This window comes from Nocardioides sp. YR527 (genome assembly GCF_900101045.1).
Taxonomy (GTDB): domain Bacteria; phylum Actinomycetota; class Actinomycetes; order Propionibacteriales; family Nocardioidaceae; genus Nocardioides.
Map to the genome: position 1 here is coordinate 148430 of NZ_FNFN01000008.1, position 20743 is coordinate 169172.

Annotated in this window: 16 protein-coding genes and 2 tRNA genes; 3 read left to right on the top strand and 15 right to left on the bottom strand. The window is 70.8% G+C overall.

The window, feature by feature from the left end:
* The first annotated feature begins 5 nt into the window (after nucleotides 1–5).
* On the top strand, nucleotides 6–2771 hold the full coding sequence (locus BLT25_RS23255; RefSeq protein ID WP_091051142.1) for a glycosyl hydrolase family 95 catalytic domain-containing protein: 2766 nt from the start codon (nucleotides 6–8) through the stop codon (nucleotides 2769–2771).
* A gap of 4 nt (nucleotides 2772–2775) precedes the next feature.
* Here the strand turns inward: BLT25_RS23255 and BLT25_RS23260 are convergent, their stop codons facing one another.
* The 13 genes from BLT25_RS23260 to BLT25_RS23320 all read right to left on the bottom strand — a co-directional run bounded on the left by BLT25_RS23260 (nucleotide 2776) and on the right by BLT25_RS23320 (nucleotide 18071).
* Nucleotides 2776–3786 carry a LacI family DNA-binding transcriptional regulator gene (locus BLT25_RS23260; RefSeq protein ID WP_091051145.1) on the bottom strand — a complete coding sequence of 337 codons (1011 nt, stop codon included), beginning with the start codon at nucleotides 3784–3786 and terminating at the stop codon, nucleotides 2776–2778.
* A gap of 76 nt (nucleotides 3787–3862) precedes the next feature.
* Nucleotides 3863–5032 carry a CaiB/BaiF CoA transferase family protein gene (locus BLT25_RS23265; RefSeq protein WP_091051434.1) on the bottom strand — a complete coding sequence of 390 codons (1170 nt, stop codon included), beginning with the start codon at nucleotides 5030–5032 and terminating at the stop codon, nucleotides 3863–3865.
* Nucleotides 5033–5490: 458 nt separating this feature from the next.
* On the bottom strand, nucleotides 5491–6993 hold the full coding sequence (locus BLT25_RS23270; RefSeq protein WP_091051148.1) for an aldehyde dehydrogenase (NADP(+)): 1503 nt from the start codon (nucleotides 6991–6993) through the stop codon (nucleotides 5491–5493).
* Nucleotides 6990–8189 carry a fumarylacetoacetate hydrolase family protein gene (locus BLT25_RS23275; RefSeq protein ID WP_091051149.1) on the bottom strand — a complete coding sequence of 400 codons (1200 nt, stop codon included), beginning with the start codon at nucleotides 8187–8189 and terminating at the stop codon, nucleotides 6990–6992. Before BLT25_RS23275 ends, BLT25_RS23270 begins: the two co-directional genes overlap by 4 nt.
* Before the next feature lie 14 nt (nucleotides 8190–8203).
* Nucleotides 8204–8992, bottom strand: a complete 789-nt coding sequence (locus BLT25_RS23280) for an enoyl-CoA hydratase/isomerase family protein (protein ID WP_091051152.1) — start codon at nucleotides 8990–8992, stop codon at nucleotides 8204–8206.
* Nucleotides 8989–10128, bottom strand: a complete 1140-nt coding sequence (locus tag BLT25_RS23285; RefSeq protein WP_091051154.1) for a type 2 periplasmic-binding domain-containing protein — start codon at nucleotides 10126–10128, stop codon at nucleotides 8989–8991. Before BLT25_RS23285 ends, BLT25_RS23280 begins: the two co-directional genes overlap by 4 nt.
* The gene (locus BLT25_RS23290) at nucleotides 10125–11345 is read right to left on the bottom strand and encodes a CaiB/BaiF CoA transferase family protein (protein ID WP_091051156.1); all 1221 of its coding nucleotides are present in this window, start codon (nucleotides 11343–11345) and stop codon (nucleotides 10125–10127) included. The genes BLT25_RS23285 and BLT25_RS23290 overlap by 4 nt, the downstream gene beginning before the upstream one ends.
* A gap of 30 nt (nucleotides 11346–11375) precedes the next feature.
* On the bottom strand, nucleotides 11376–12515 hold the full coding sequence (locus BLT25_RS23295) for an aldose 1-epimerase family protein (RefSeq protein WP_091051158.1): 1140 nt from the start codon (nucleotides 12513–12515) through the stop codon (nucleotides 11376–11378).
* Nucleotides 12512–13270, bottom strand: coding sequence for an SDR family NAD(P)-dependent oxidoreductase (locus BLT25_RS23300; RefSeq protein WP_091051160.1), 759 nt, complete (start codon nucleotides 13268–13270; stop codon nucleotides 12512–12514). Before BLT25_RS23300 ends, BLT25_RS23295 begins: the two co-directional genes overlap by 4 nt.
* A gap of 29 nt (nucleotides 13271–13299) precedes the next feature.
* Complete coding sequence (locus tag BLT25_RS23305) at nucleotides 13300–14478, bottom strand: mandelate racemase/muconate lactonizing enzyme family protein (RefSeq protein WP_091051162.1); 1179 nt, start codon at nucleotides 14476–14478, stop codon at nucleotides 13300–13302.
* Nucleotides 14479–14638: 160 nt separating this feature from the next.
* Nucleotides 14639–16492: a YhgE/Pip domain-containing protein gene (locus BLT25_RS23310; protein ID WP_091051164.1), complete on the bottom strand. Its 1854-nt coding sequence runs from the start codon at nucleotides 16490–16492 to the stop codon at nucleotides 14639–14641.
* Entirely contained in the window at nucleotides 16489–17142 is a 654-nt protein-coding gene (locus BLT25_RS23315) for an ATP-binding cassette domain-containing protein (protein ID WP_091051165.1), read from the bottom strand. The genes BLT25_RS23310 and BLT25_RS23315 overlap by 4 nt, the downstream gene beginning before the upstream one ends.
* Nucleotides 17143–17633: 491 nt before the next feature.
* On the bottom strand, nucleotides 17634–18071 hold the full coding sequence (locus BLT25_RS23320; RefSeq protein ID WP_091051436.1) for an SRPBCC family protein: 438 nt from the start codon (nucleotides 18069–18071) through the stop codon (nucleotides 17634–17636).
* A 157-nt stretch (nucleotides 18072–18228) separates the two neighbouring features.
* Between BLT25_RS23320 and BLT25_RS23325 the strand changes: the two genes are divergently transcribed.
* Both BLT25_RS23325 and BLT25_RS23330 read left to right on the top strand, forming a co-directional pair.
* Complete coding sequence (locus BLT25_RS23325; protein ID WP_091051168.1) at nucleotides 18229–19365, top strand: alkaline phosphatase PhoX; 1137 nt, start codon at nucleotides 18229–18231, stop codon at nucleotides 19363–19365.
* A 140-nt stretch (nucleotides 19366–19505) separates the two neighbouring features.
* Nucleotides 19506–20309 carry an MBL fold metallo-hydrolase gene (locus BLT25_RS23330; protein ID WP_091051170.1) on the top strand — a complete coding sequence of 268 codons (804 nt, stop codon included), beginning with the start codon at nucleotides 19506–19508 and terminating at the stop codon, nucleotides 20307–20309.
* Between the two features lie 85 nt (nucleotides 20310–20394).
* Here BLT25_RS23330 and BLT25_RS23335 read toward each other — a convergent pair.
* Nucleotides 20395–20468: transfer RNA gene (locus BLT25_RS23335), tRNA-Met, on the bottom strand.
* Nucleotides 20469–20622: 154 nt separating this feature from the next.
* Nucleotides 20623–20696, bottom strand: a tRNA-Met gene (locus BLT25_RS23340).
* Between the last annotated feature and the right edge of the window lie 47 nt (nucleotides 20697–20743).

Sequence of the window (20743 nt, forward strand, 5' to 3'; positions counted from 1 at the left end):
GACGCATGCACCCCACTCGTTCCCTGCTCACCCTGACCACACTTCTCACGATGCTGGCGGCTCTGTTCGCCACATCCCCAGCGACCGCGGCCGACAGGACGGCCGCGGCGACGCGAACCACCTCGGCCTGGCTCCACGACTCTCTCCGGGTCGACACCGCCGACCTGCTGTCACGCTCCGACCTCGTCCTCGCCACGGCACCATGGCGTGCCGACCAGGCCGTACCGCTCGCCAACGGCGAGCTCGGCGCCGGCGTCTGGGCAGCCAACGGCTGGACCGCCCAGCTGAACCGTGGGGATACCTTTCCGGAGCTGAAGTCGGCCGGCCAGCTGGTGCTGCCGGGCCTCTACGACCTCTCCTCCGCCGAGGACTACCGCGGCCGCCTCTCGTTGCACGACGCGACGCTCACCCAACGCGGCAACGGCATGACGGTGCGCAGCTACGTGCGCGCCGACGCCGACCAGCTCGTCGTCGAGGTGGAAGGTGCCGACCCCGACGAGCAGCAGACCGCCGAGCTCGGCCTGTGGCAGGGCCGTACGCCGACCGTGTGGGCCCACGGTGACACGGCTGTCGTCGCGGAGACCTTCACCGACGAGTCGAACGGCCGCTCCACCGGGCAGCTGGCCGCGCTGACCGCCCAGGCACGCGACGTGCGGGCCGAGGTCATCGACGATCTCGGCGTACGGCTGAAGTTCCGCCCTGGTGCTGATGGGAGGTTCCGCATCGTGCTCGGTGTTCCGTCGTGGGCAGGCGAGGACGTGGCCCGCTCGGCGGCCGCTGCCACCCGGCTTCCGTCGAAGCCGCAGCGGAACCACCTCGACGAGTGGCACCGCTACTGGGAGGGCGCGGCGCCCATGCGCCTGGACAGCCCCGACGGATCCGCCCGCTACTTCGAGGCGCTCCGGGCCATGCAGCTCTACGTCGCGAAGGCCTCCAGCGGCGGCGCGGTGCCGGCCAGCCACGGCGGGGTGACCAGCCTCTGGTCCTCGTACCGCGACGACATCCACTGGTCCTCGGACGCGTGGTGGCACTTCAACCTGCGGCAGCCGGTGTGGGCGAATCTGGGCGCCGACACCGCCGACCAGAACGACCCCTACTTCGACCTCTACCTCGACAGGATCGAGGAGATGAAGGCGTGGACGCAGAAGAACTGGCCGGAGGCCGAGGGGATCTGCGTCCCTGAGTTCCTGGTGTACGACGGCACCGCCGAGGCGTGCGTGAGCGCGATGGAACCCTCGTGGCTCAACCGCATCCTCTCCACCGGGGCAGAGCTGGTCGAGAACGTCCGTCTCCAGGCCGACTACACCGGAGACCGCGAGCTCCTGCGCCGCGCCTATCCGCTGCTCGAGGGTGTCGCCGAGTTCTACCTCTCGGTTCTGGAGGAGGGCGAGGACGGCCGGCTGCACCTGCACCACGTCAACGCGCTGGAGACGCAGTGGGACACGACCGACCCGACGCCCGACGTGGCCGGCATGCGCACGATCTTCCCGTTCCTGGCCGAGGTCACCCGCGAGCACGGGGACGTACGCCTCGCCGAGCAGATCGAGGCGGCGATCCCCCGGCTCCCCGAGCTGCCGACGACGGTCCGCGACGGCAAGGAGGTGATCGCCTGGTCCGCGACCGACGAGGAGGACCACAACACCCAGAACCCCGACCTCGAGGCGATCTGGCCGTGGCGGGTGGTCGGCGCGGAGGACCAGATCGCTCACGACACCTTCACCACGCGCGTGTTCGACCAGACCCGGGAGTGGGCCTCGGACGCCCAGCAGGCCGCATGGCTGCACCGTGCCGACGACATGGTCGACCTGCTTGAGCAGGGCACGAGCGACTTCCAGGTGTTCGACAACGGCTTCGCCGCACACAGCAAGAACCACGACCCGCTGCGCGGCGGCGGCTTCTACGACACCTGGAACGCCGTCGTGGCCTCCACGGTCCAGGACGCCCTCGTGCAGGACGACCACGGGACGGTACGGGTCGCGCCCTCGATCCCGGAGGACTGGAGCGTCACCGGCGCCGTCCAAGTCCCGGGCGGACACCGGGTCTCCGTCGAGGTGCGGGACGGCGAGCCCACCCTCGTCGGGATCGAGGCCGGGAGCCGTGACCGGCTCACGATGGCCAACCCGTGGCCCGGCCAGCGGGTCGAGGTGCGGGACGCTCGCGGCCGGCTCGTCGAGCACGGCTCGGGGGACGTCATTCGGTTCGCCACCACCGAGGGTGCGTCCTACCGGATCACGCCTGCCGGGGCGAGCTATCGCTTCGTCGCTCTCGGCGGCTCTGCCGCGCAGGCCCCGCTGGAGCTGGGCTCCAGGACGTACGGCGTCGCAACGAGCACGCCCCAGGTGGTCAGCGACACCGTGCACGTGCTCGCACCGAGCAAGCTGCGGGCCATGTTGCGCGCGCAGGAGGGTGCGCCGATCTACGCGGATCGCGCGTACGTGGTCGACGACCTGCCTGACGAGCTCGCCGGGACGATCATGGTGAGGGGCGCCAACGACGACTCCAAGGTCGTCTCCGAGGAGTACCTCACCCTGGAGATCTCCGAACCCACCACGGTGTGGGTCGCGTTCGACGACCGCGGCGAGGGCGTGTGGTGGCCGCGATGGCTCACCGACGGCGGTTGGACCCGTACGTCCTCGACGCTGGGCACCACCGACCGGCAGATGGTGCTCTTCCGGAAGGAGGTGCCGGCCGGCACGCTCACGCTCGGCGGCAACTCGGGAGTCTCCGGACAGGGCGGATCCAGCTACGTCACGTTCGTACAGGAGCCCTGACCGGTCAGCGCGGCGGTGCGGTGGACTCCCGCACGACGAGCTCCGGGGCGGGGTCGGCGATCATCTCGTCGGCCATCTCCCCGGTCTCGATGCGGCGGACCACGCTGCGTACCGCCGCGCGGCCCATGTCGTAGAACTGCATCTTGACCGCGGTCAGCGGTGGCCAGGTGTTCTCCGCGGTCCAGGAGTCGTGCACGGTGGCCACGGACAGGTCCTCGGGGACCCGGATCCCGTCAGCTCGTGCGGCGGCGAGCAGACCGATGGCGGCGTTGACGTTGGCGACCACGATCCCGGTGGGCCTCGGCTCCCGCTCCATCAGCCGCCGCAGGGCGGTACGGCCGTTGTCTGCGGTGTAGCCGACCCGGGTCTCGTAGTCCGGTCGGACCGGTAGCCCTGCCGCGAGAAGGGCCTCCTTGTAGCCGACCCGCCGTCGCTTCGCCGTGAACGACCGGGGAAGGCCGTTGGCGAAGGCGATCCGCTCGTGGCCGAGGTCGATCAGGTGCTGGGTGGCGATCCGGGCACCGGTGCGGTCGTCGAGGGCGACCGAGCCGACGTGTCCCGGGTAGGTCGAGTTGATCAGCACGATCGGAGCGCCCGAGGCCAACAGCTCCCCCATCCCCGCCGGCGCGACACCGTCGCCCACCTGGATGACCATGCCGTCCACGCGCCCCTCACCGATGAGCCGGGCGATCATCTCGCCCCCGGGACGTACGTCGTCGGCGCGGCCGAGCAGCAGGGTGTAGCCCTTCTCGGCGGCCTCGTCCTCGGCTCCGTGCATGAGCTCGGTGAACAGGGCGTTGGTCAGGTCGGGCACAACCAGGCCGACCACCTGCGTGCGCGCCGACTTCAGCGCGCGACCGGCGAAGTTGGGGCGGTACTGGAGATCCTTGGCCGCTTCCACGATCCGCTTGCGGGTCGCCTCGCTCACCCGCGCCGACGGCGCGTCGCTGAGCACCCGCGAGACAGCGGAGATCGAGACGCCGGCAAGGGCTGCGACATCGCCGAGGGTGGCCATGGGCCGCAGCCTAGCTCTGCCCGGCAGCGGCGTCTTGGGACTCGACTGCTCCGGCGTGGCAGGAGCCGGTCGGCCGTCATCGGCCATGCGTGTCACCCCCGAGCGGATCGGCTCCGAGCGGGTCGGCGCCGTCGCGCAGGATGCCGTGCTCGCCGAGCCGGGGTGCGCCCCGACGATGGCGGAGGATCTCGCCGTCGACGCGGATGGGGCTCCGCGTGGTCGTCAGGGTCACAGGCGTGCCGCCCGGTTCCGGGGCCGAGCGCTCGACCTCCTGGGTCATCTCGAACGCGGCGAACTCCGGGGAGGCGAGCAGCTCCTCGAGGGTGAGCACCGGTGCGATCCAGGCACGCTCGTGGTCGGTCCGCGCGTCCATCCAGGAGGCTGTGGTGTCGCGGGCGAGGGCGGCGGCGATCCGGTCGCTCACCCGGTCGGGCCGGTCCTCGGCTTCTGTGGCCAGGTCCGCGTCACCCAGGGCGGTCGCGAGCTCGTCGAGGGGTGCTCCGGCGAGCGCGACGTAGCCGTCCTTCGTGGCGAAGATCCCGCTGGGTGCCGGGGCGGATGTCGGCGAAGAGCGAGGTTCGTCGTCGCTCTCTGGGCGGATCAGCAGCGTGGCCTGCAGGTCGAGCATGCCCTCGAGCAGGCTGGTCTCCACCAGCCCACCGCGGCCGGTGCGGGCGCGGCGTACGAGCAGTGCGGTCACGCCTTCGGCGAGGTGGCAGCTCATCAGGTGGTCCGCCAGGGAGAGGCCGATCGTCATCGGCCGGTCCGCGCCGGCGAGCCACGTCGCCCCTGACACCGCCTGGGCCAGGAGGTCCTGGCCGGGCCGGCTCGCCCAGGGACCGGTGTCGCCGTAGCCCGAAGCGCTCGCGTAGACCAGTGCCGGGTTGAGCTCGCGCACGCTCGCGTAGTCGAGGCCGATGCGTTCCATGACCCCGGGCCGGAAGTTCTCGATGAGTACGTCGGCGCGAGCGACGAGGTCCTTCACCCGAGCCAGGTCGTCCGGATCCTTGAGGTCGGCGACCACCGCCTCCTTGTTGCGGTTCATGGCATGGAACGAGAGCGTGTCCCCCGCCGCCGAGCGACCCGCGAACGCGAGCGTCCGGCCGATCTCGCCGGTACGGGGACGCTCGACCTTGATCACCCGCGCACCCAGATCCGCCAGCCTCAACGCCGCGACAGGGCCCGCCAAGAACTGGCTGAAGTCCAGGACCACGGTCCCGGCGAGAGGCAGATCCTCCGGTTGCATCGCCACTCCCCCTCGCGCGATCAATCGTTTGCGCAAAGCCTACGTCTCAGCCGACGTGGAGAGCAACCCATGTCGAGACGTCACCTACGTCGGGCGAGACGTCAGGCGCGTCGGGCGAGACGTCACAGCGCTGCCGACTCGGCCGGCGCGGCTGACCTCTCGGCCGAGGTGACGAGGCAAGCAGCGCCGAGGCGTCACGTACGTCAGTCGAGGCGTCACGTACGTCGGCCGAGCTGGCACGGCACTGCCAACTCGGGCGGCGCGGGTGACTTCTCGAGCGACGCGCGTGACCTTTCGGATGAGGTGACGAGCAAGCAGCGCCGAGGCGTCACGTACGTCGGCCGAGTTGGCACAGCGCTGCCGTCTCGGCCGACGCAGCTGACCTCTCGGCCAACGCAGCTGACCTCTCGGGCGACGCGGGTGACCTCTCGGGCGACGCGGGTGACGCCTCGGGTGGGTCAGACGTGCAGGGTGCCGTCGATGCGACGCGGAGTGCCGGTGTGGCCGTCGCGCAGCTCCTCGGGAAGCAGGTGCTCCGGCGCGTCCTGCCACACCAGCGGGCGCAGGAACCGGCGCATGGCGGTGACACCGACCGAGGTGTGCAGGGTGTTGGTGGACGGCCACGGTCCGCCGTGGTGCTGCGCCCAGGAGACGCGTACGCCAGTGGGGAAGCCGTTGAAGACGAGGCGTCCGGCGACCGGGGTGGCCGCCGCGACGAGTCGTCGGGTCAGCACGGACTCGTCGGGCTCGGCGTGGAGGGAGGCGGTGAGGGACCCGGGCACCTGCTGCAGCGCCGCGACGAGGTCGGCCTCGTCGGCGTACCTCACCACGACGGCGGCGGGGCCGAAGCACTCCTCGAGGAGCTCCGGAAGTTCCGCCGAGCCGGTCACCAGAAGGCCCGCGGCGGCCCAGGCGGGCTCGCTCTGCTCCTGCGCCGTCACGGCGGAGGTGACGCCGGGCGTCGAGGCGAGGCGGCCGAGGATCTCGCGGTAGGAGCTCGCGATGCCGATGTTGAGCAACGGCTGTGCGACCGACTCGGCCAGAATCGCGGCCAACTCCTCGACCAGCGCGTCACCGGCCTTCCCGGCCGGCACGAACACCAGTCCCGGCTTGGTGCACAGCTGCCCGCCCGACCCCGTGATCGAGGCGGCGAGGCCCTCGGCGATGGCCGCCCCGCGAGCCGCGGCGGCACCGAGGGTGACCACGAGCGGGTTGAGGCTGCCGAGCTCGCCGTAGAACGGGATCGGCTCGGGGCGGGCGTTGACCAGGTCGAGCAGCGCCCGTCCACCGGCGGGCGAGCCGGTGAAGCCGACCGCCTTGACGAGCGGGTGCACGACGAGGGAGGCACCGGCCTCGCGACCGTGGACCACACCGACCGTCCCCGGCGGCAGCCCGAGGTCCTCGACCGCGGCACGCAGTGCGTCGAAGGCGAGCTGCGAGGTCAGCGGGTGCGACTCGTGCGCCTTGACCACGACCGGGCACCCGGCCGCGATCGCGGAGGCGGTGTCGCCACCCGGCACCGAGAAGGCGAGCGGGAAATTGCTGGCCCCGAACACGGCGACCGGGCCGAGCGGCACGAGCATGCGGCGTACGTCGGGGGCAAGGCCCAGCGGCGTCTGACCTGCGTGGTCGATCGCGGCCTCGAGGAAGCTGCCCTCACGAACGGCCTCGGCGAAGAGACGCAGCTGGAAGGTGGTGCGGCCGACCTCGCCCTCCAGGCGAGGCCGGGCCAGCCCGGTCTCCGACATCGCGGTCTCGACGAGCCCGGCGCGACCTCCCTCGAGCCGGTCGGCCATCGCCTCGAGCAGGCGGGCGCGCCCCTCGCGACCCAGCGCCGCCAGCGCCGGCACGGCGAGATGGGCCTCCGTGACGACCCGGTCGACCTCCTCGCTGGTGGTGGCCTGCAGCTCGGTCGGGATCTCCTCGCCGGTGGCGGGGTTGTGGGAGGACAGGACGGTCACAGCAGGTTCCTTCCGGCGAGGTTGCGCATCAGGTCGGCGACGCCGAAGTCCCACGGCGCGCACTCCTCGCTCGCCCGGACGCGGTTGACGAGGGTGCCGAGCTCGGGTGCGGAGATCCGGACGACGTCGCCCGAGTGGTGGGTGAACCCCATGCCGGGCTCGTCCCGGTCGTCGGAGGGCGCGAACATGGTGCCGAGGAGCAGCACAGCCCCGTCGGGGTACTGGTGGTGCGGGCCGATCAGCTGGCCGACCAGATCCGCAGGATCGCGGCTGATCGCACGCATCGACGAGGTGCCCAGCATCTTGAAGCCGTCCTCGCCGAGCACCTCGAGCGAGACCGTCATGGCGCGCACGTGGTCGAGGGTGAAGCCGTCGTCGAAGAGCCGTACGAACGGGCCGATGGCACAGGCGGCGTTGTTGTCCTTGGCCTTGGGCAGCAGGAGCGCCGAGCGGCCCTCGACGTCGCGCAGGTTGACGTCGTTGCCCAGGGTGGCGCCGACGATCCGGCCGTCGGCGGCGACGACCAGCGCGACCTCCGGCTCGGGGTTGTTCCAGCGCGACGCGGCCAGCACCCCGACCTCGGTCGCGGTGCCGACCGCGGACAGCGGCTGGGCCTTGGTGAAGATCTCCGCGTCGGGCCCGATGCCGACCTCGAGGTACTGGCTCCACATGCCGCGCTCGCGCAGCACCTCCTTGAGTCGCAGCGCCTCCGGCGAGCCGGGGACCAGCTCGTCGAGCCCGCCGCCGATCGCCGCGGTGATCTCGGCCCGCACGGTGGCCGCGGCGTCGGCCTCACCCCGAGCGCGTTCCTCGATGAGCCGCTCCAGCATCGAGACCACGAAGGTCACCCCGGCGGCCTTGACCGCCTGCAGGTCGACCGGCGCGAGCAGCCAGGGGCGGGTGGCATCGCGGCCCTCCGGCGGCGTGTTGGCGAGCAGATCGGCCACCGTGGCCAGCGGCTCGCCGGGCACGTCGGCCACCGCGGCGGCGGGGTCGGTCTGCTCGCAGAGGTCGCGCACCGTCGCGAACCTCCCGCTCATGTCGTACGCAGCGCCGTCCCGCACGACGACGACGCTCGGGCCGCCTGCCGCCGGGTCCCAGACGCGTCCCACGAGCGTGGGGACGGTGCCATCGGGGGGTTGGGCGGCGGGCAGGGTGGCGGCCAGGTCGGGCCCCCAGTCGGTGGTGGCGGTCATCGGTGGTCCTCCGGTCAGGCTCGTACGAATCGGGGTACCCGCTTCTCGGCGAACGCGGCGCGGCCCTCGGCGGCGTCGGCGGTCGCGAAGCAGACGGTCTGGATGTCACGCTCGTAGGTGACCGCCTGCTCCAGAGGCATGTTGGCGGCGGCGGCGAGGTTGGCCTTGGCGGTCTCGACCGCGATCGGGGCCCGGCTCGCGATCGTCTCGGCGAGGTCGAGGGCGCGCGGGAGAAGCGCCGCGGGCTCGTGCAGCTCGCTGACCAGACCCCAGGCGAGCGCCTGCCGCGCGTCGATCGGGTCGCCGGTCATCAGCATGATCGCGGCGTTGCTGGGTCCGATCGAGCGGTCGAGCAGGGCGGACATGCCACCGCCGCCGATCCAGCCGAGTTTCACCTCGGCGGCGGCGAGCTTCGCGGTGGTCGACGCCAGCCGGATGTCGCAGATCAGCGCGGTCTCCAGGCCGCCGCCGAGGGCGTACCCGTTGATCGCGGCGACGACCGGCTTGCGCAGCACCTTGAGCGAGTCGCAGTAGTCCTCCCGGTTGCGGAAGGCCCACGGGGTGGCGTACTTGTCGAGCTCGGCGATGTCCGAGCCCGCGCAGAAGGCGCGGTCCCCGGCGCCGGTGAGCACCACGACCCGCACCTCGTCGGCCTCGTTGCACCAGCGCGCCAGCGCGACGAGCGCGTCGGACATCTCCTGGGTGACGGCGTTGAGCTTGGCGGGCCGGTTGAGGGTGATCACGCCGATGTGGCCGCGCTGCTCGAACAGCACCTCCGGGCAGGTCGACTCAGGTGCGGTCATCGGGCAGCTCCTTCCGGATTCGTGCGGCCGAGGACGGCCAGGTGGCGGTCATCGATCCGACCGAGGGCGGCCGCGATGCTGATCGAGCCGGCCAGTGCTTCGCGTACGACCTCGGCGGCCTCGGTCTGGAACGTCACGTATCCCGGGTGACGGGGACGGACCCACGCTTGCTCGACCGTCTCCAGGGTGCCGCGGTAGAAGTCGCCGACCGGCTCGTTCAGCGCCGGCGAGGTCCACGCGGCGCGTGCCGACGGCTGGCCGGCGTGCGCCGGGATGAAGCCCTGCTGCACCGGCCCGGACATGAGGTGGCGTACGTGGTCGAGCAGCTCAGGCGTGGCCTGGCACCGTGTGGTGAGGGCCAGGCCGGTTCCGCCGAGGGTGGAGCCGGGACGCGTGCCCAGGGCCAGCGTGGGCGCCTCGGTGAAGCGCACCGGTCGGTCGAGCGTGGTGTCGGCATAGGTGACGTAGCCGTAGACGAGCGGTACGTGGGCGATCGTGTCGTCCTCGGTCATCTCGGCGAGCAGGCCGATCGGGTCTAGGTCTGGGGCGCGACGCGGCGCCCGCGAAGCCAGGTCGGCCATCAGCTCGAGGGCCTGGCGTCCGACCTCGACGGAGACGAAACGCTGCGCGCCTCCGGGTTCCTCCCCCAGCGCGACGCAGACCGAGGAGAACGTCAGCAGGGCGTGCGGGCCCGCGAGCGACAGCGCGACGGGTGCCCGGCGGGACAGCGCGGCGACCTCCGACCACAGTCGCGGCACCCTGTCCACCAGGTCGGCGCGGGTGGCGGCGACCTGCGTCGCGGCGTCGAGGGGCACCGCCCACAGCAGCCCGTCCATGACGTACGACGCCAGGCTGGGGCCGACGGCCGCATCCGCCCACGCCGCGACCTGTTCGTGGCCCACCAGGTCGTCGAACGACTGCAGGCAGCCATGTGCGAGGGCGTCGCCGAGGTGCGGGTGGTCGAGGACGACGAGGTCGTAGCGGGCGGCGATCTCCTCGATCGGGGTGGACTCGAAGCCGCTGAGCGGGTGGACGTCCCAGGTCAGGTCCAGGTCGCTCGCCTCGGCCGCCGCGACCAGAGCGTCCCGGCCGCGCGGGTGGTCCCAGGTCAGGCCTCGGAAGGTCGGCTGACTCATGCGACCGGCTGGTCGGGGCTGGTCTCGGCGACCACGCCGTCGGCGGTCAGCGCCGCGATCTCCTCGTCGGTGAAGCCGGCCTCCGCGAGCAGCTCGCCGGTGTGCTCCCCGACCAGGGGAGCGCCCCGGTCGATCGCGGCCGGCGTGCGGGAGAAGGCGTACGGGAACCCGGGGGTCGTGACCCGGCCCTCGGTGGGGTGGTCGTACTCGACGAAGGTCCCGTTGTGCTTGATCTGCGGGTCATCGACCAGGGCCGCGTAGTCCTGGACAGGGCCGCACCAGATGCCGGCCGCACCGAGGGCGTCGAGCCACTCGGCCGTCGTACGCAGCGCCAGCCTGTCCGCGGTGCGGCGGTGGACCTCGTCCCGATGGGTCCAGCCGTGCACCTCCGAGCTCATCTCGGCGAACGCGGGCTCGTCGATGACCTTGCCCAGCGTCGGCAGGTCGGGCATGGCGAGGGCGAGGAAGCCGTCGGCCGTCTTGAACGTGCCGTAGGGCGCCCGGATGTAGACGTGCGCGTGCGGCTCCGCGCTGCGCTGCTGGGGCACCTTGCCGGCCACGAACACCGACAGCTCCTGCATCTGCAAGGTGGTGATCGCGTCCAGCATGTTCACCTTCACCAGCTGTCCCTCGCCCGTACGCTCGCGGTGGAGCAGCGCCGCCAGGACAGCCTCGAACGCGGTGGACGCGGTGACCGCGTCGACGAGGTACTGCCCCGCCGGCTGCGGCGGCTCGCCGTGGCGACCGGTCGACAGCATCGCGCCGCTGCGGGCCTGCAGCAGCAGGTCCTGCCCGGGCTGGTCGACGTCGGGGCCGTCCTCGCCGTAGCCGGACATCGAGACGTAGACGAGGCGCGGGTTGATCGCCGAGAGGGTCGCGTAGTCGACGCCGAGGCGCTCGGCCACGCCAGGCCGATAGTTCTGTAGGAAAACATCTGCGCTCTCAACCATCCGCAACAGAACGTTCTTGCCGGCAACGTTCTTGAGATCAACGGCCAGCGAGCGCTTGTTGCGGTTGAGCGAGAGGAACGAGACGTTGATCCGGTTGCCCTGCGCGCCACCGGCCGCGGCGTGGCGCTGCCACTCGCCGGTGACCGGCTCGACCTTGACGACGTCGGCGCCGAGGTCGCCCAGCCGCTGCGCGGCGAACGGGCCGGCCATGGCGATCGAGCAGTCGAGGACGCGGTAGCCCTCGAGGATGCGGGGTGTGGAGGTCATCGGTTCTTCCTTGCGTCGGTGGGTGGCGGATCAGTCGGGCTGGTCGCCGAGCGCGCGGATCGCGGCCCGGGACGCCCGGACGGCATCCGCGCCGTCGAGCACGCGGATCGTGGTGGAGTAGCTGCGCGAGTCGCCGTGCTCGAGCCAGGTCATCGACCCGTCCTCACGGGCGGCGGCGTCGCCGGCGACCGCATGTGTCGACGGCTCCAGCCCGATGGCGTACTGACCACTGCGGAGGTTCTGCCACTCGAAGAAGTGCGGCATCGTGGCTGAGTCCCACGACACCTCGACACCGAGGGTCTCGTCGCCGCGGACCAGCGCGACCCGGTGGCGCCCGTCGCCCTCGGCGACCAGCGTGTGCTCGTGGACCTGCTCGACGAACCGCGGCTGGGGCTCGGGAAGGGTGCGATAGGAGACGCCCTGCTCGGCGACGGAGTCGGAGCGCCACGGCGTCTCGCTGATCGCCGCGACGAACTCGGTGCCCGCATCGACCAGCGGCCAGCCGAAGTTCAGGTGGTAGAGGAACATGTGCGGCGTCGGGTCGAAGCCGAGGTTGTCGACGACGTCGTGGAGACGGATGTCGAGCCCGTCGAAGTCGACCTCGATCGTGCGGGTCAGGCGCAGGTGCTCACCGAAGGACGTCGCCTGGACGACCTCGCCTCGCACCCGCAGCACACACCGGTCGCCGTCCCACACCTCGCCGGCCTCGAGCAGCCGGCCAGGGATCGCGGTCAGCCGGCCGTGCAGGCCGTGGTTGACCGTCTGCTTCGGCGGATAGTTGTACGCCGAAGCATCCACGTCACCACCGAAGAGCGTGTGGTCGAGGCCGCCGGAGACCAGCAGGCCGTCGAGGGCCCGCAGCCAGGACAGACCGCCCTCGTCGTGGTGCTCGTGCAGCCCCGGATGACGGAAGCCGTTGCCGCTTCGCCACCCGAAGGGGACGCCCCGGAGGCGGGCCGCGCCGAGGTCGAGCGCGCGGTCGACCAGCACCTCGAGCTCCAGCCCGGCCGAGGTGCGCAGCTGCACCGCACGGACGCCGCGCTCGGAGCCGTTGTCGAGGACGACCTGCCGTACTCCGGCGACGGACTCGGTGTCGCCGGTGCGCTCGCGCAGCGCGCGCGGGGTGAGTCGGTGCCCGAAGATGTCCAGGCCGGTGTCGAGATCGCTCATTGCATGTTCCATCCGCCGTCGACGTTCAGGGTCTGCCCGGTCATGAAGGACGCGTCCGGCCCGACCAGGAAGGCGACGACAGCCGCCATCTCGTCGGGTCGACCACGCCGCTTGAAGGCCTGGTGGTCCAGCACGTGGGCCGTATAGGCCTCGGGATCCTCGTGGATCTCCTCGGCCTTGGTCGGGAAGGCACCTGGGGCGACCGCGTTCACCCGGATGCCGTGCGGACCGAGCTCGCGCGCGAGCGCACGGGTCAGCGCCACCGCCGCTCCCTTGGTCGAGACATAGCTGGCGAGCTTGTCCCAGCCACCGCTGAAGGTGATCGACCCGACGTTGACGATCGAGCCGTTCCCCCGCGGCGCCATCAGCCGGGCCGCCGCCTGGGCGGCCACGAAGTAGGCCCGCTGGTTGACCGCCACCACGTCGTCGTACTCGGTGACCGCGATGTCGAGGAACGGCGTGGCCGGATAGATCGCGGCGTTGTTGAGCAGCACCTCGAGCGGCCCCAGCTCGCGCTCGGCCTGCTCGAGGGCAGCGACGACGGCAGAAGCATCGCGGACATCCGTCGGCAGGGTGACCTGCCGGGCTCCGGTCGCCTCGACCTCGGCGGCCGTGGTGCTCAGCGCATCACCCGCCAGGTCGAGCAGGGCGAGCGAGAAGCCCTCCTGCCCGAGGCGTACGGCACTGGCGCGGCCGAGCGAGCCACCCGCTCCGGTCACCACGGCACAACCGCGGGTCTGCGTAGGGGACGTCATCTGACTGGTCCTTTCGTGGGTGGAGCGGGTCAACGTGGGGAGGCGCCCGGGGAACGCGGGTGGAGGGACGGCTTGCGCACGAGCCTGCGACCGGCCCGCTCCGGACGTACGTGGGGGCCGCCGTGGCGACCCCAGTCGGCGGCCTCGTTCATGCGCTCGATCGCGGCCTCGTCGACGACCAGGCCGAGACCGGGGAGGTCGCCGAGCACCAGGTGCCCGTCCTCGATCTCCTGGTCGGACGTGATACCGAAGGGCAGATGCAGGTCCTGCACCTCCAGCGAGAGGTGGTTGGGTACGACCGTGGCCGCATGGGCTACCGGGTTGGCGTTGTAGCCCACCGGGCTCATCGGCAGGTCGAAGGCGAGCGCGAGGGCGGCCACGCGCAGGAAGTGGGTGATCCCCCAGACGCTGCCGGTCTGCACGATGTCGACCGCGTTGGCCTGCAGCAGCGGCCGGAACTGCTCGAGTCCGGTGAGGTTCTCCCCGGTCGCGACGGCCGCACGCACCGACTGGGAGACCCGAGTCAGGCCGTCGACGTCCCACCGGCGCACCGGCTCCTCGACCCAGGCGAGGTCGACCGATTCCTCGAGGCGGCCGATGTGACGTACCGCCTCCTTGCGTGACCAGGACTCGTTGGCGTCGAGCATCAGCGCGGGCGCGGCGCCCGTACGGTCATGGAAGACGTCGCTCACGAGGTGGAGGCGCCGCAGGTCGGCTTCGACGTCCAGGCCGCCCTTGATCTTGACGGCGGTGAAGCCGTGGTCGGCGAATCGGGTCTGGAGCGCGGCCAGCTCGTCGTCGGTCAGCGGCCCGTCCAGACCGGAGGCGTACGCCGGCACGACCCGGTCGCGCCCGCCGAGCAGACGCCACAACGGCTGGCCGGCGGCTTTGGCCTTGAGGTCCCACAGCGCCATGTCGAGTGCGCCGATCGCCCCGAACACCGCACCTCCGTGCCCGGACTTGAAGACCCACGACAGCATCCGGTCGTAGAGCGCCTGCACGGCGCGCGGGTCCTCGCCCTCCAGAGCCGGGAAGACGACGTCGAGCCCCTGATGGTGGCCCAGGCCGATGCCTTCCAGTCCGGAGTCGGTGGTGAGCACGACGATCGGGACCGCCGTCTTGCCCGACCCGACGGCGCCGTTGACGTCGCCGATGGGACGCCCCCAGTCGTGCACCGTCGTCAGCGTGCGATAGCCCGTGATGCGCATGGTCTCGTCGGCCCCTTAGCCCTCGGCCGCGGCGGTGACGCCGTCGATGGTCTGCTTCTGGAGGTCGCCACCACCTGCGTGGTGACCACCTGCCGAAATCATCAGACATCATTTGTCTGTTGTCAACCGTCGGTTGTCTGCCGCCGAGCCACGACGCGCCTCAGAGGACGATCTCGGGCCTCACCCGTTTGGGCGTCCAGACCCGCTGCCGGCGGGCGCCGTGGCTGGTCAGCAGCAGCGCCCCGACGAGGAAGGCGGCCAGGACGAGGGCGTCAGCGACGACGCGCCCCGAGAGTCCGCCGTACATCAGCTGGCGCAGCCCGTCGACGGCGTAGCTCATCGGCAGTACGTGATGGAGCGGGTGCAGCGGCTCGGGGATCGTCTGCCAGGGGAAGGTGCCGCCGGCGGTGACGAGCTGGACGACCATCAGGACCAGGCCGAGGAACTGGCCCGGCGCCCCGAGAAGCGCGTTGAGCATGTGCACGATCGCGATGAAGGTCGCAGAGATCAGCAGCAGGAATCCCAACGTCCCGAGCCAGTTCACCGGGGTGATGTCGACGGCGAGACCGACGACCACGAGCACGACGACCATCTGCGCGACACCGATCAGCGCCGGCGTGATCCAGCCGCCCAGGGCGATCCGGAGCGGCGTCTGGTTGGCAGCCAGCGCACGGGTCGAGATCGGCCGGACGAGCAGGAACAGGACGTACCCGCCGATCCACGCGCCCAGAGCGAGGAAGAACGGCGCCAGCCCGGCGCCGTAGGAGGACGCCTTCGCCTCGGAGACCGAGTCGATGGCGACCGGGTCGGCGATCGTCGAGGCGATCTGGTCGCGCAGCTCCTCGTCGGTGGCCGGCGCCTGCGCGACGCCGTCCTGCAGCCCCTTCTTCAGGTCGCCGGCGCCGGTGGCGAGCGTGCCGGCGCCGTCGCGCAGCTCGGTCGCGCCGGCGCTGAGCTCGCCGGCGCCGTCGGCGGCCGTCGAGATCCCGGCGACCAGATCGGGCATCGCAGAGGCCAGCTTCTCGTTGCCGTCAGCCACCTGGTCCGCGCCGGTGGCGAGCTGGTTCAGCTGGTCGGAGACGTCGCCGACGCGCTGGTCGACGCGGTCGAGCGGGGCGGAGCCGCGGTCGTAGATGGCGAGGATGTCGGCTCGCTGCTGCTCGTCCAACCCCTGCGCCCGGAGCCGGGCGTCGAGGTCGTCGCGGGTCGAGTCATAGGCGGCCACGGCGTCGTCGACGGCGGTCGCCGCCCGCTGCCCGGTGGCGGCGATCTGGTCGTTCCCGTCGGCGACCTTGCGGGCGCCGGTGGCGAGCTCGCGCGTCTGGGCGGGCAGGTCGGCGACCTTGCTCTCGATGGTGTTCAGGCCGTCCTCGAGGTCGCCGGCCCCGGTGGCCAGCTTCCCGGCACCGTCGCGCAGCGTGCCCGCACCCTTCTCCAGCTTCGCGGCACCGTCGGCGGCCTTCGCCAGGCCCGAGCGGAGATCGGAGATGCCGAGCAGGAAGTTGGCCGCGGCCTGCTCGGAGACCTCGCTGGCGATGGCGTCGCGGACCTTGTCGGTGACGTTGGTCGCGATCGTGGTCGAAAGGTAGGAGTTGGCGTCGTTGGTGATGACCTGGATCTGCGCCTGCTTCGGGTCGAGCCGCTCCGCGCCGGTCAGCGTCCGGGAGAAGCCCTCGGGGATCCGCAGGGCGAAGTAGTAGTCGCCCTGCCGGATGTCCTCCTCCGCCGTGGCCGCGGAGACCTCCGACCAGTCGAAGTCGCCCGACTTCAGGAGCTTGTCGGCGACATCGCGCCCGGCCTCGATCTTCGTGCCGTCGGTCGTGGTGGCCCCGGTGTCCTCCACGATGAGCGCTGCCGGGAGCTCATCGAAGTGAGCGTACGGATCGTGGTTGGCGTAGAGGTAGAGCCCGGCGTAGAGCGTGGGAACGAGGACGAGCGCCACGATGACGAGCTTCGCCAGCCGTCCGGCCGTGATCCGGCGCAGCTCGGTCAGGGCGATACGCAGCGAGTTCATGCTTCCTCCGTCGGACCGATGGTGAACGTACGCACGCCGGCGGGGATCGAGACCGCAGCGCTCGCGGTGACCAGGACGCCGGGCCGGCTCTCGGAACCGGCGAGGTCCTCGGCGATGTCCAGCCACTGCGCGACCGGCAGGCCGAGGCGCTCGGGGTAGGTGAGGACGAGGTGGCGGGTGCCCGGCCGCAGCAGCGCCATCCTCGCGAGAATCTCCAGGCGAGGTCCCGGCGGGACCGCCTCCGTGGTGATGCCGGGCCCGAGGTCGTACTCCCCCAGCCAGCCGTCGATGGCTGCAGCACTCGGCTTGTGCTTCGCCATGGCGAGCTCCTCGCCGAGGATCGTGCGGAACGGCACCATCTCGTCGGGTTCGGAGACCCCCGGCACATCGACGAGCGCCACCGCGGCCTGCAGAGCCCGAGGCGACGCGTCACCGTCCAGCTCCACCCTGCCCGCATCCAGCCGGAGCCGCCCGGCGAGGGCCAGCGCCAACGACGTGTGCCCACCTCCCGGCGGGCCGACAGCCACCGCGACCTCTCCCCCGCGCAACGTCACCGACGTGGTCGGAAGCAGGTCCCGAGCCCCCTGCCGAACACGCGCCCCGAGGGCTCGCAGCCTCGTCGTCTCCTCGTCGACCACGTCCTCGCTCATGGCCAAACCCTGTCACCAAATGTCAGCAAAGAGCGTCAGGCACAACGATCCGGAGGCACTCCTAGCCCAAGGCGTCGAGCAAGTCCTGAGACAGGAGAGTGACGCTCTCGGCCACTCCCGCGGGTCACCGACCAGTTCTTCAGCGGCGCCTGCCATACGGGATCCGGGCGCAGCCGCACTGCGCGCAAACAGTTCGTCGAGGTAAGTCAACGCGTCGGCCGTCACTGAAGCGCCGACTTCGATGCCTTGAAGGCGACCAATAGCCGTGGCGAGGAAATCCGTCTCGACAGCCCGTAGGAGTCGGTAAACGTCGTGTGCGTCCTTGTTGTCCTGCCGCTGCCTCGCGCCCTCCGCATCGACTTCGGATCGTGAGGTGGCACACGAACTCCGCGGCGCCCGACAATAAGTGTTCGGGAAGTCATCTCGTTCCGCCGACAGCGGAGAGATGATGCTTACCCGAACAGCATCCACGAACCGGCGGGTCCGACATGTCAGGTCTCGAGGATCTCCTTGAGCTTGGCCAGGTCCTTGGTCGTCGCTCGCCGCATCGCCCGCTCCATCACCGGCGCAGCGACCCGAGAGAAACCGGACGGGTTGCCACGGTTGCGCAACGTCATCCGGGTTCCGCCCTCCCCCGCCGGCTTCCACGTGTAGGTCGTCTCCATCGGGAACGGTCCGTCCGCCGTACGCATCACGAGCCGCTCCCCGGGCACCCACTCGACCACCTCGTAGGTATAGGCCAGCCTGCGCCCCAGGAACTGCGCGACGAAGTCCATCCTCGACCCCACCCGCACCGGTGGCTCGGTGCGCCAGTCGACCGAGCGGATGTTGGCGTACCACGTCGGAGCGTTGCTCGGGTCTCCGGCGTACGCAGACACCTCGGCCGGCGATCGCCGAATCGCCGTCTCCACCAGCACGTCCACGCTCATGGACCCATCGTCCTCCGAAGTCGGGCCGTTGTCCTCCGCCGCGGCCGGCGCTCGTACGTTGAGCATTGTTCGTCCCTAAGACGCCTCGACCGGGGTCCGGATCTCTAGCGTATGTCGGGCACATTTCCATCTGCCGAGACTCCAGAAGGACTCCACCATGGATCGTCGCAACTTCCTACGTGCCGCCGTTGTCGGCGCTGGAACCGCCGCCTTCGGGTTCAGCGTCACTCGTCCCGCCATCGCCTACCCGGCCAAGACCGGGCCGAGCCCCTATGGCGCGCTCCTGGCCGCCGACGCCAACGGCATCATGCTGCCGGCCGGGTTCACCAGCCGGGTGGTCGCCCGATCGACCAAGACCGTCGCGAGCACCGGGTACACCTGGCACAGCGCCCCGGACGGCGGGGTCTGCTTCGCCGACGGAACCGGCTGGATCTACGTCTCCAACTCGGAGATGAGCAGCGGCGCCGGCGGCGTGAGCGCGCTCAAGTTCGACAGCAACGCCAACATCACCAACGCCTACCGCATCCTCGGCAACACCACCCGGAACTGCGCGGGCGGGCCGACGCCGTGGAACACCTGGATCTCGTGCGAGGAGCACGACGCCGGCTACAGCTGGGAGACCGACCCGTGGGGCGTCGAGCCCGCCGTACGCCACACCGCGATGGGCCGGTTCACGCACGAGGCCGCGGCCTGCGACCCGGTTCGCAAGGTCGTCTACCAGACCGAGGACAAGAGCGACGGCGGCTTCTACCGCTTCGTCCCGACCACCTGGGGAGACCTGTCCGCCGGCAAGCTGCAGGTGCTCACCACGAGCCTCACCTGGGTCGACGTCCCCGACCCCGACGGCTCCCCCACACCCACGCGCGACCAGGTCTCGACCATGAAGGCGTTCAACGGCGGCGAAGGCGCCTACTACCGCAACGACATCTGCTACTTCACCACCAAGGGCGACAACAGGGTGTGGGCGTACAACGCCGCCGCCGGCACCCTCGACGTCGTCTACGACGACAACCTGACCAGCAACCCGCCGCTCACCGGCGTCGACAACATCACCGGCGCAGCGGCGGGCGACCTCTACGTCGCCGAGGACGGCGGCAACATGGAGATCTGCGTCATCACCCCCGACGACGTCGTGGCGCCGTTCCTCCGGGTCACCGGGCAGAGCTCATCCGAGCTGTGCGGTGTGGCGTTCAACCCCGCCGGCAACCGTATGTACTTCTCCTCCCAGCGAGGCACGAGCGGCTCCTCCAGCGGCGGCATCACCTACGAGATCAGCGGCCCCTTCCGCTCGTAGCCGACCGAACCGTACGTCGCAGACCCGGCCAGGTCCGGCACCGTGGTCGGGATCTGCGATGTCGGTGGCACGAAGGGACTCGTCTTCGACATCATCAGCGGTAGTCCAGATGTCCTGGCCGAGATCATGGAGGCACTTGCATGAAGGTCCACCACCTCAACTGCGGCACGATGCACCCGGTCGCCACCCCCGGCAGCCTGGTCTGCCACGTCCTTCTCGTCGAGACGGAGAACGGCCTCGTGCTCGTCGACAGCGGTTTCGGCACGCAGGACGCCGCCGACCCGAAGGGCCGGTTCGGCGAGGCACGCTTCTTGATCCGCCCGACGTTCGACGTCTCCGAGTCCGCCCTCGAGCAGGTCACGCGGCTGGGCTTCGACCCGCAAGACGTACGTCACGTCGTACTCACCCACTTCGACGCCGACCACACCGGCGGGCTCGCCGACTTCCCCTGGGCGCAGGTGCACCTCACCGCAGCCGAGAACTTCGCCGCGCTGCACCCCCAGGGCGCCGTCGAGCGAGGCCGTTACCTGCCCAGCCAGCGTGCCCACGGCCCGGTGATCGTCGAGCACACACCTGACGAGGGCGAGTCCTGGAGGGGGTTCGCGGGGGCCAAGGAGCTCACCGAGATCTCTGCCGGCCTGGTGCTGATCAACCTGCCGGGCCACTCCCGCGGCCATGCCGCCGTCGCCGTCGCCGCCGGTGACCACTGGGTCCTGCACGTCGGCGACAGCTTCTACCACCACGGCCAGATCGACGGCTCCGGCCACGCCCCGCGAACCCTGACCCTGATGGAACGCCTCATCGCGCACGACCGGAAGAAGGTCCGGGCCAACCACGAGCGGCTCACCGAGCTCTGGGCCGCTTCCTCGCCCGACCTCGTCCTCGTCAACGCCCACGACCCCAGCCTGCTCCACCGCGCCGCCGCTCGCGCCACCCCAGCCTGAGCCCCGGTTCGACCGCCGAGGGCAGGTAGTCGAGCTGGAAATACACGAAGGCCCGGACCTCTCGGTCCGGGCCTTCGTCTTGGAGTAGCGGGGACAGGATTTGAACCTGTGACCTCTGGGTTATGAGCCCAGCGAGCTACCGAGCTGCTCCACCCCGCGTCGCAAGAACAACTCTACCCGCGAACTGAACCGAACCCCAATCCGGGCACACGGGTCGCGACAAGCCCGAAGCCAGCGCTACCGATGAGCAGATGCAGGTCGATACCGAAATCACGAAGGCCCGGACCTTTCGGTCCGGGCCTTCGTCTTGGAGTAGCGGGGACAGGATTTGAACCTGTGACCTCTGGGTTATGAGCCCAGCGAGCTACCGAGCTGCTCCACCCCGCGTCGCAAGAAGAACATTACACGCGAGGGGAAACGATCCCCTAATCGGA

Excerpts from the sequence above, each read along its gene's own strand:
- BLT25_RS23255 (WP_091051142.1), top strand. The coding sequence starts at position 6 with ATGCACCCCACTCGTTCCCTGCTCACCCTGACCACACTTCTCACGATG.
- BLT25_RS23260 (WP_091051145.1), bottom strand. The coding sequence starts at position 3,786 with ATGGCCACCCTCGGCGATGTCGCAGCCCTTGCCGGCGTCTCGATCTCC.
- BLT25_RS23265 (WP_091051434.1), bottom strand. The coding sequence starts at position 5,032 with ATGCAACCGGAGGATCTGCCTCTCGCCGGGACCGTGGTCCTGGACTTC.
- BLT25_RS23275 (WP_091051149.1), bottom strand. The coding sequence starts at position 8,189 with ATGACCGCCACCACCGACTGGGGGCCCGACCTGGCCGCCACCCTGCCC.
- BLT25_RS23280 (WP_091051152.1), bottom strand. The coding sequence starts at position 8,992 with ATGACCGCACCTGAGTCGACCTGCCCGGAGGTGCTGTTCGAGCAGCGC.
- BLT25_RS23285 (WP_091051154.1), bottom strand. The coding sequence starts at position 10,128 with ATGAGTCAGCCGACCTTCCGAGGCCTGACCTGGGACCACCCGCGCGGC.
- BLT25_RS23290 (WP_091051156.1), bottom strand. The coding sequence starts at position 11,345 with ATGACCTCCACACCCCGCATCCTCGAGGGCTACCGCGTCCTCGACTGC.
- BLT25_RS23295 (WP_091051158.1), bottom strand. The coding sequence starts at position 12,515 with ATGAGCGATCTCGACACCGGCCTGGACATCTTCGGGCACCGACTCACC.
- BLT25_RS23300 (WP_091051160.1), bottom strand. The coding sequence starts at position 13,270 with ATGACGTCCCCTACGCAGACCCGCGGTTGTGCCGTGGTGACCGGAGCG.
- BLT25_RS23305 (WP_091051162.1), bottom strand. The coding sequence starts at position 14,478 with ATGCGCATCACGGGCTATCGCACGCTGACGACGGTGCACGACTGGGGG.
- BLT25_RS23310 (WP_091051164.1), bottom strand. The coding sequence starts at position 16,492 with ATGAACTCGCTGCGTATCGCCCTGACCGAGCTGCGCCGGATCACGGCC.
- BLT25_RS23315 (WP_091051165.1), bottom strand. The coding sequence starts at position 17,142 with ATGAGCGAGGACGTGGTCGACGAGGAGACGACGAGGCTGCGAGCCCTC.
- BLT25_RS23320 (WP_091051436.1), bottom strand. The coding sequence starts at position 18,071 with ATGAGCGTGGACGTGCTGGTGGAGACGGCGATTCGGCGATCGCCGGCC.
- BLT25_RS23325 (WP_091051168.1), top strand. The coding sequence starts at position 18,229 with ATGGATCGTCGCAACTTCCTACGTGCCGCCGTTGTCGGCGCTGGAACC.
- BLT25_RS23330 (WP_091051170.1), top strand. The coding sequence starts at position 19,506 with ATGAAGGTCCACCACCTCAACTGCGGCACGATGCACCCGGTCGCCACC.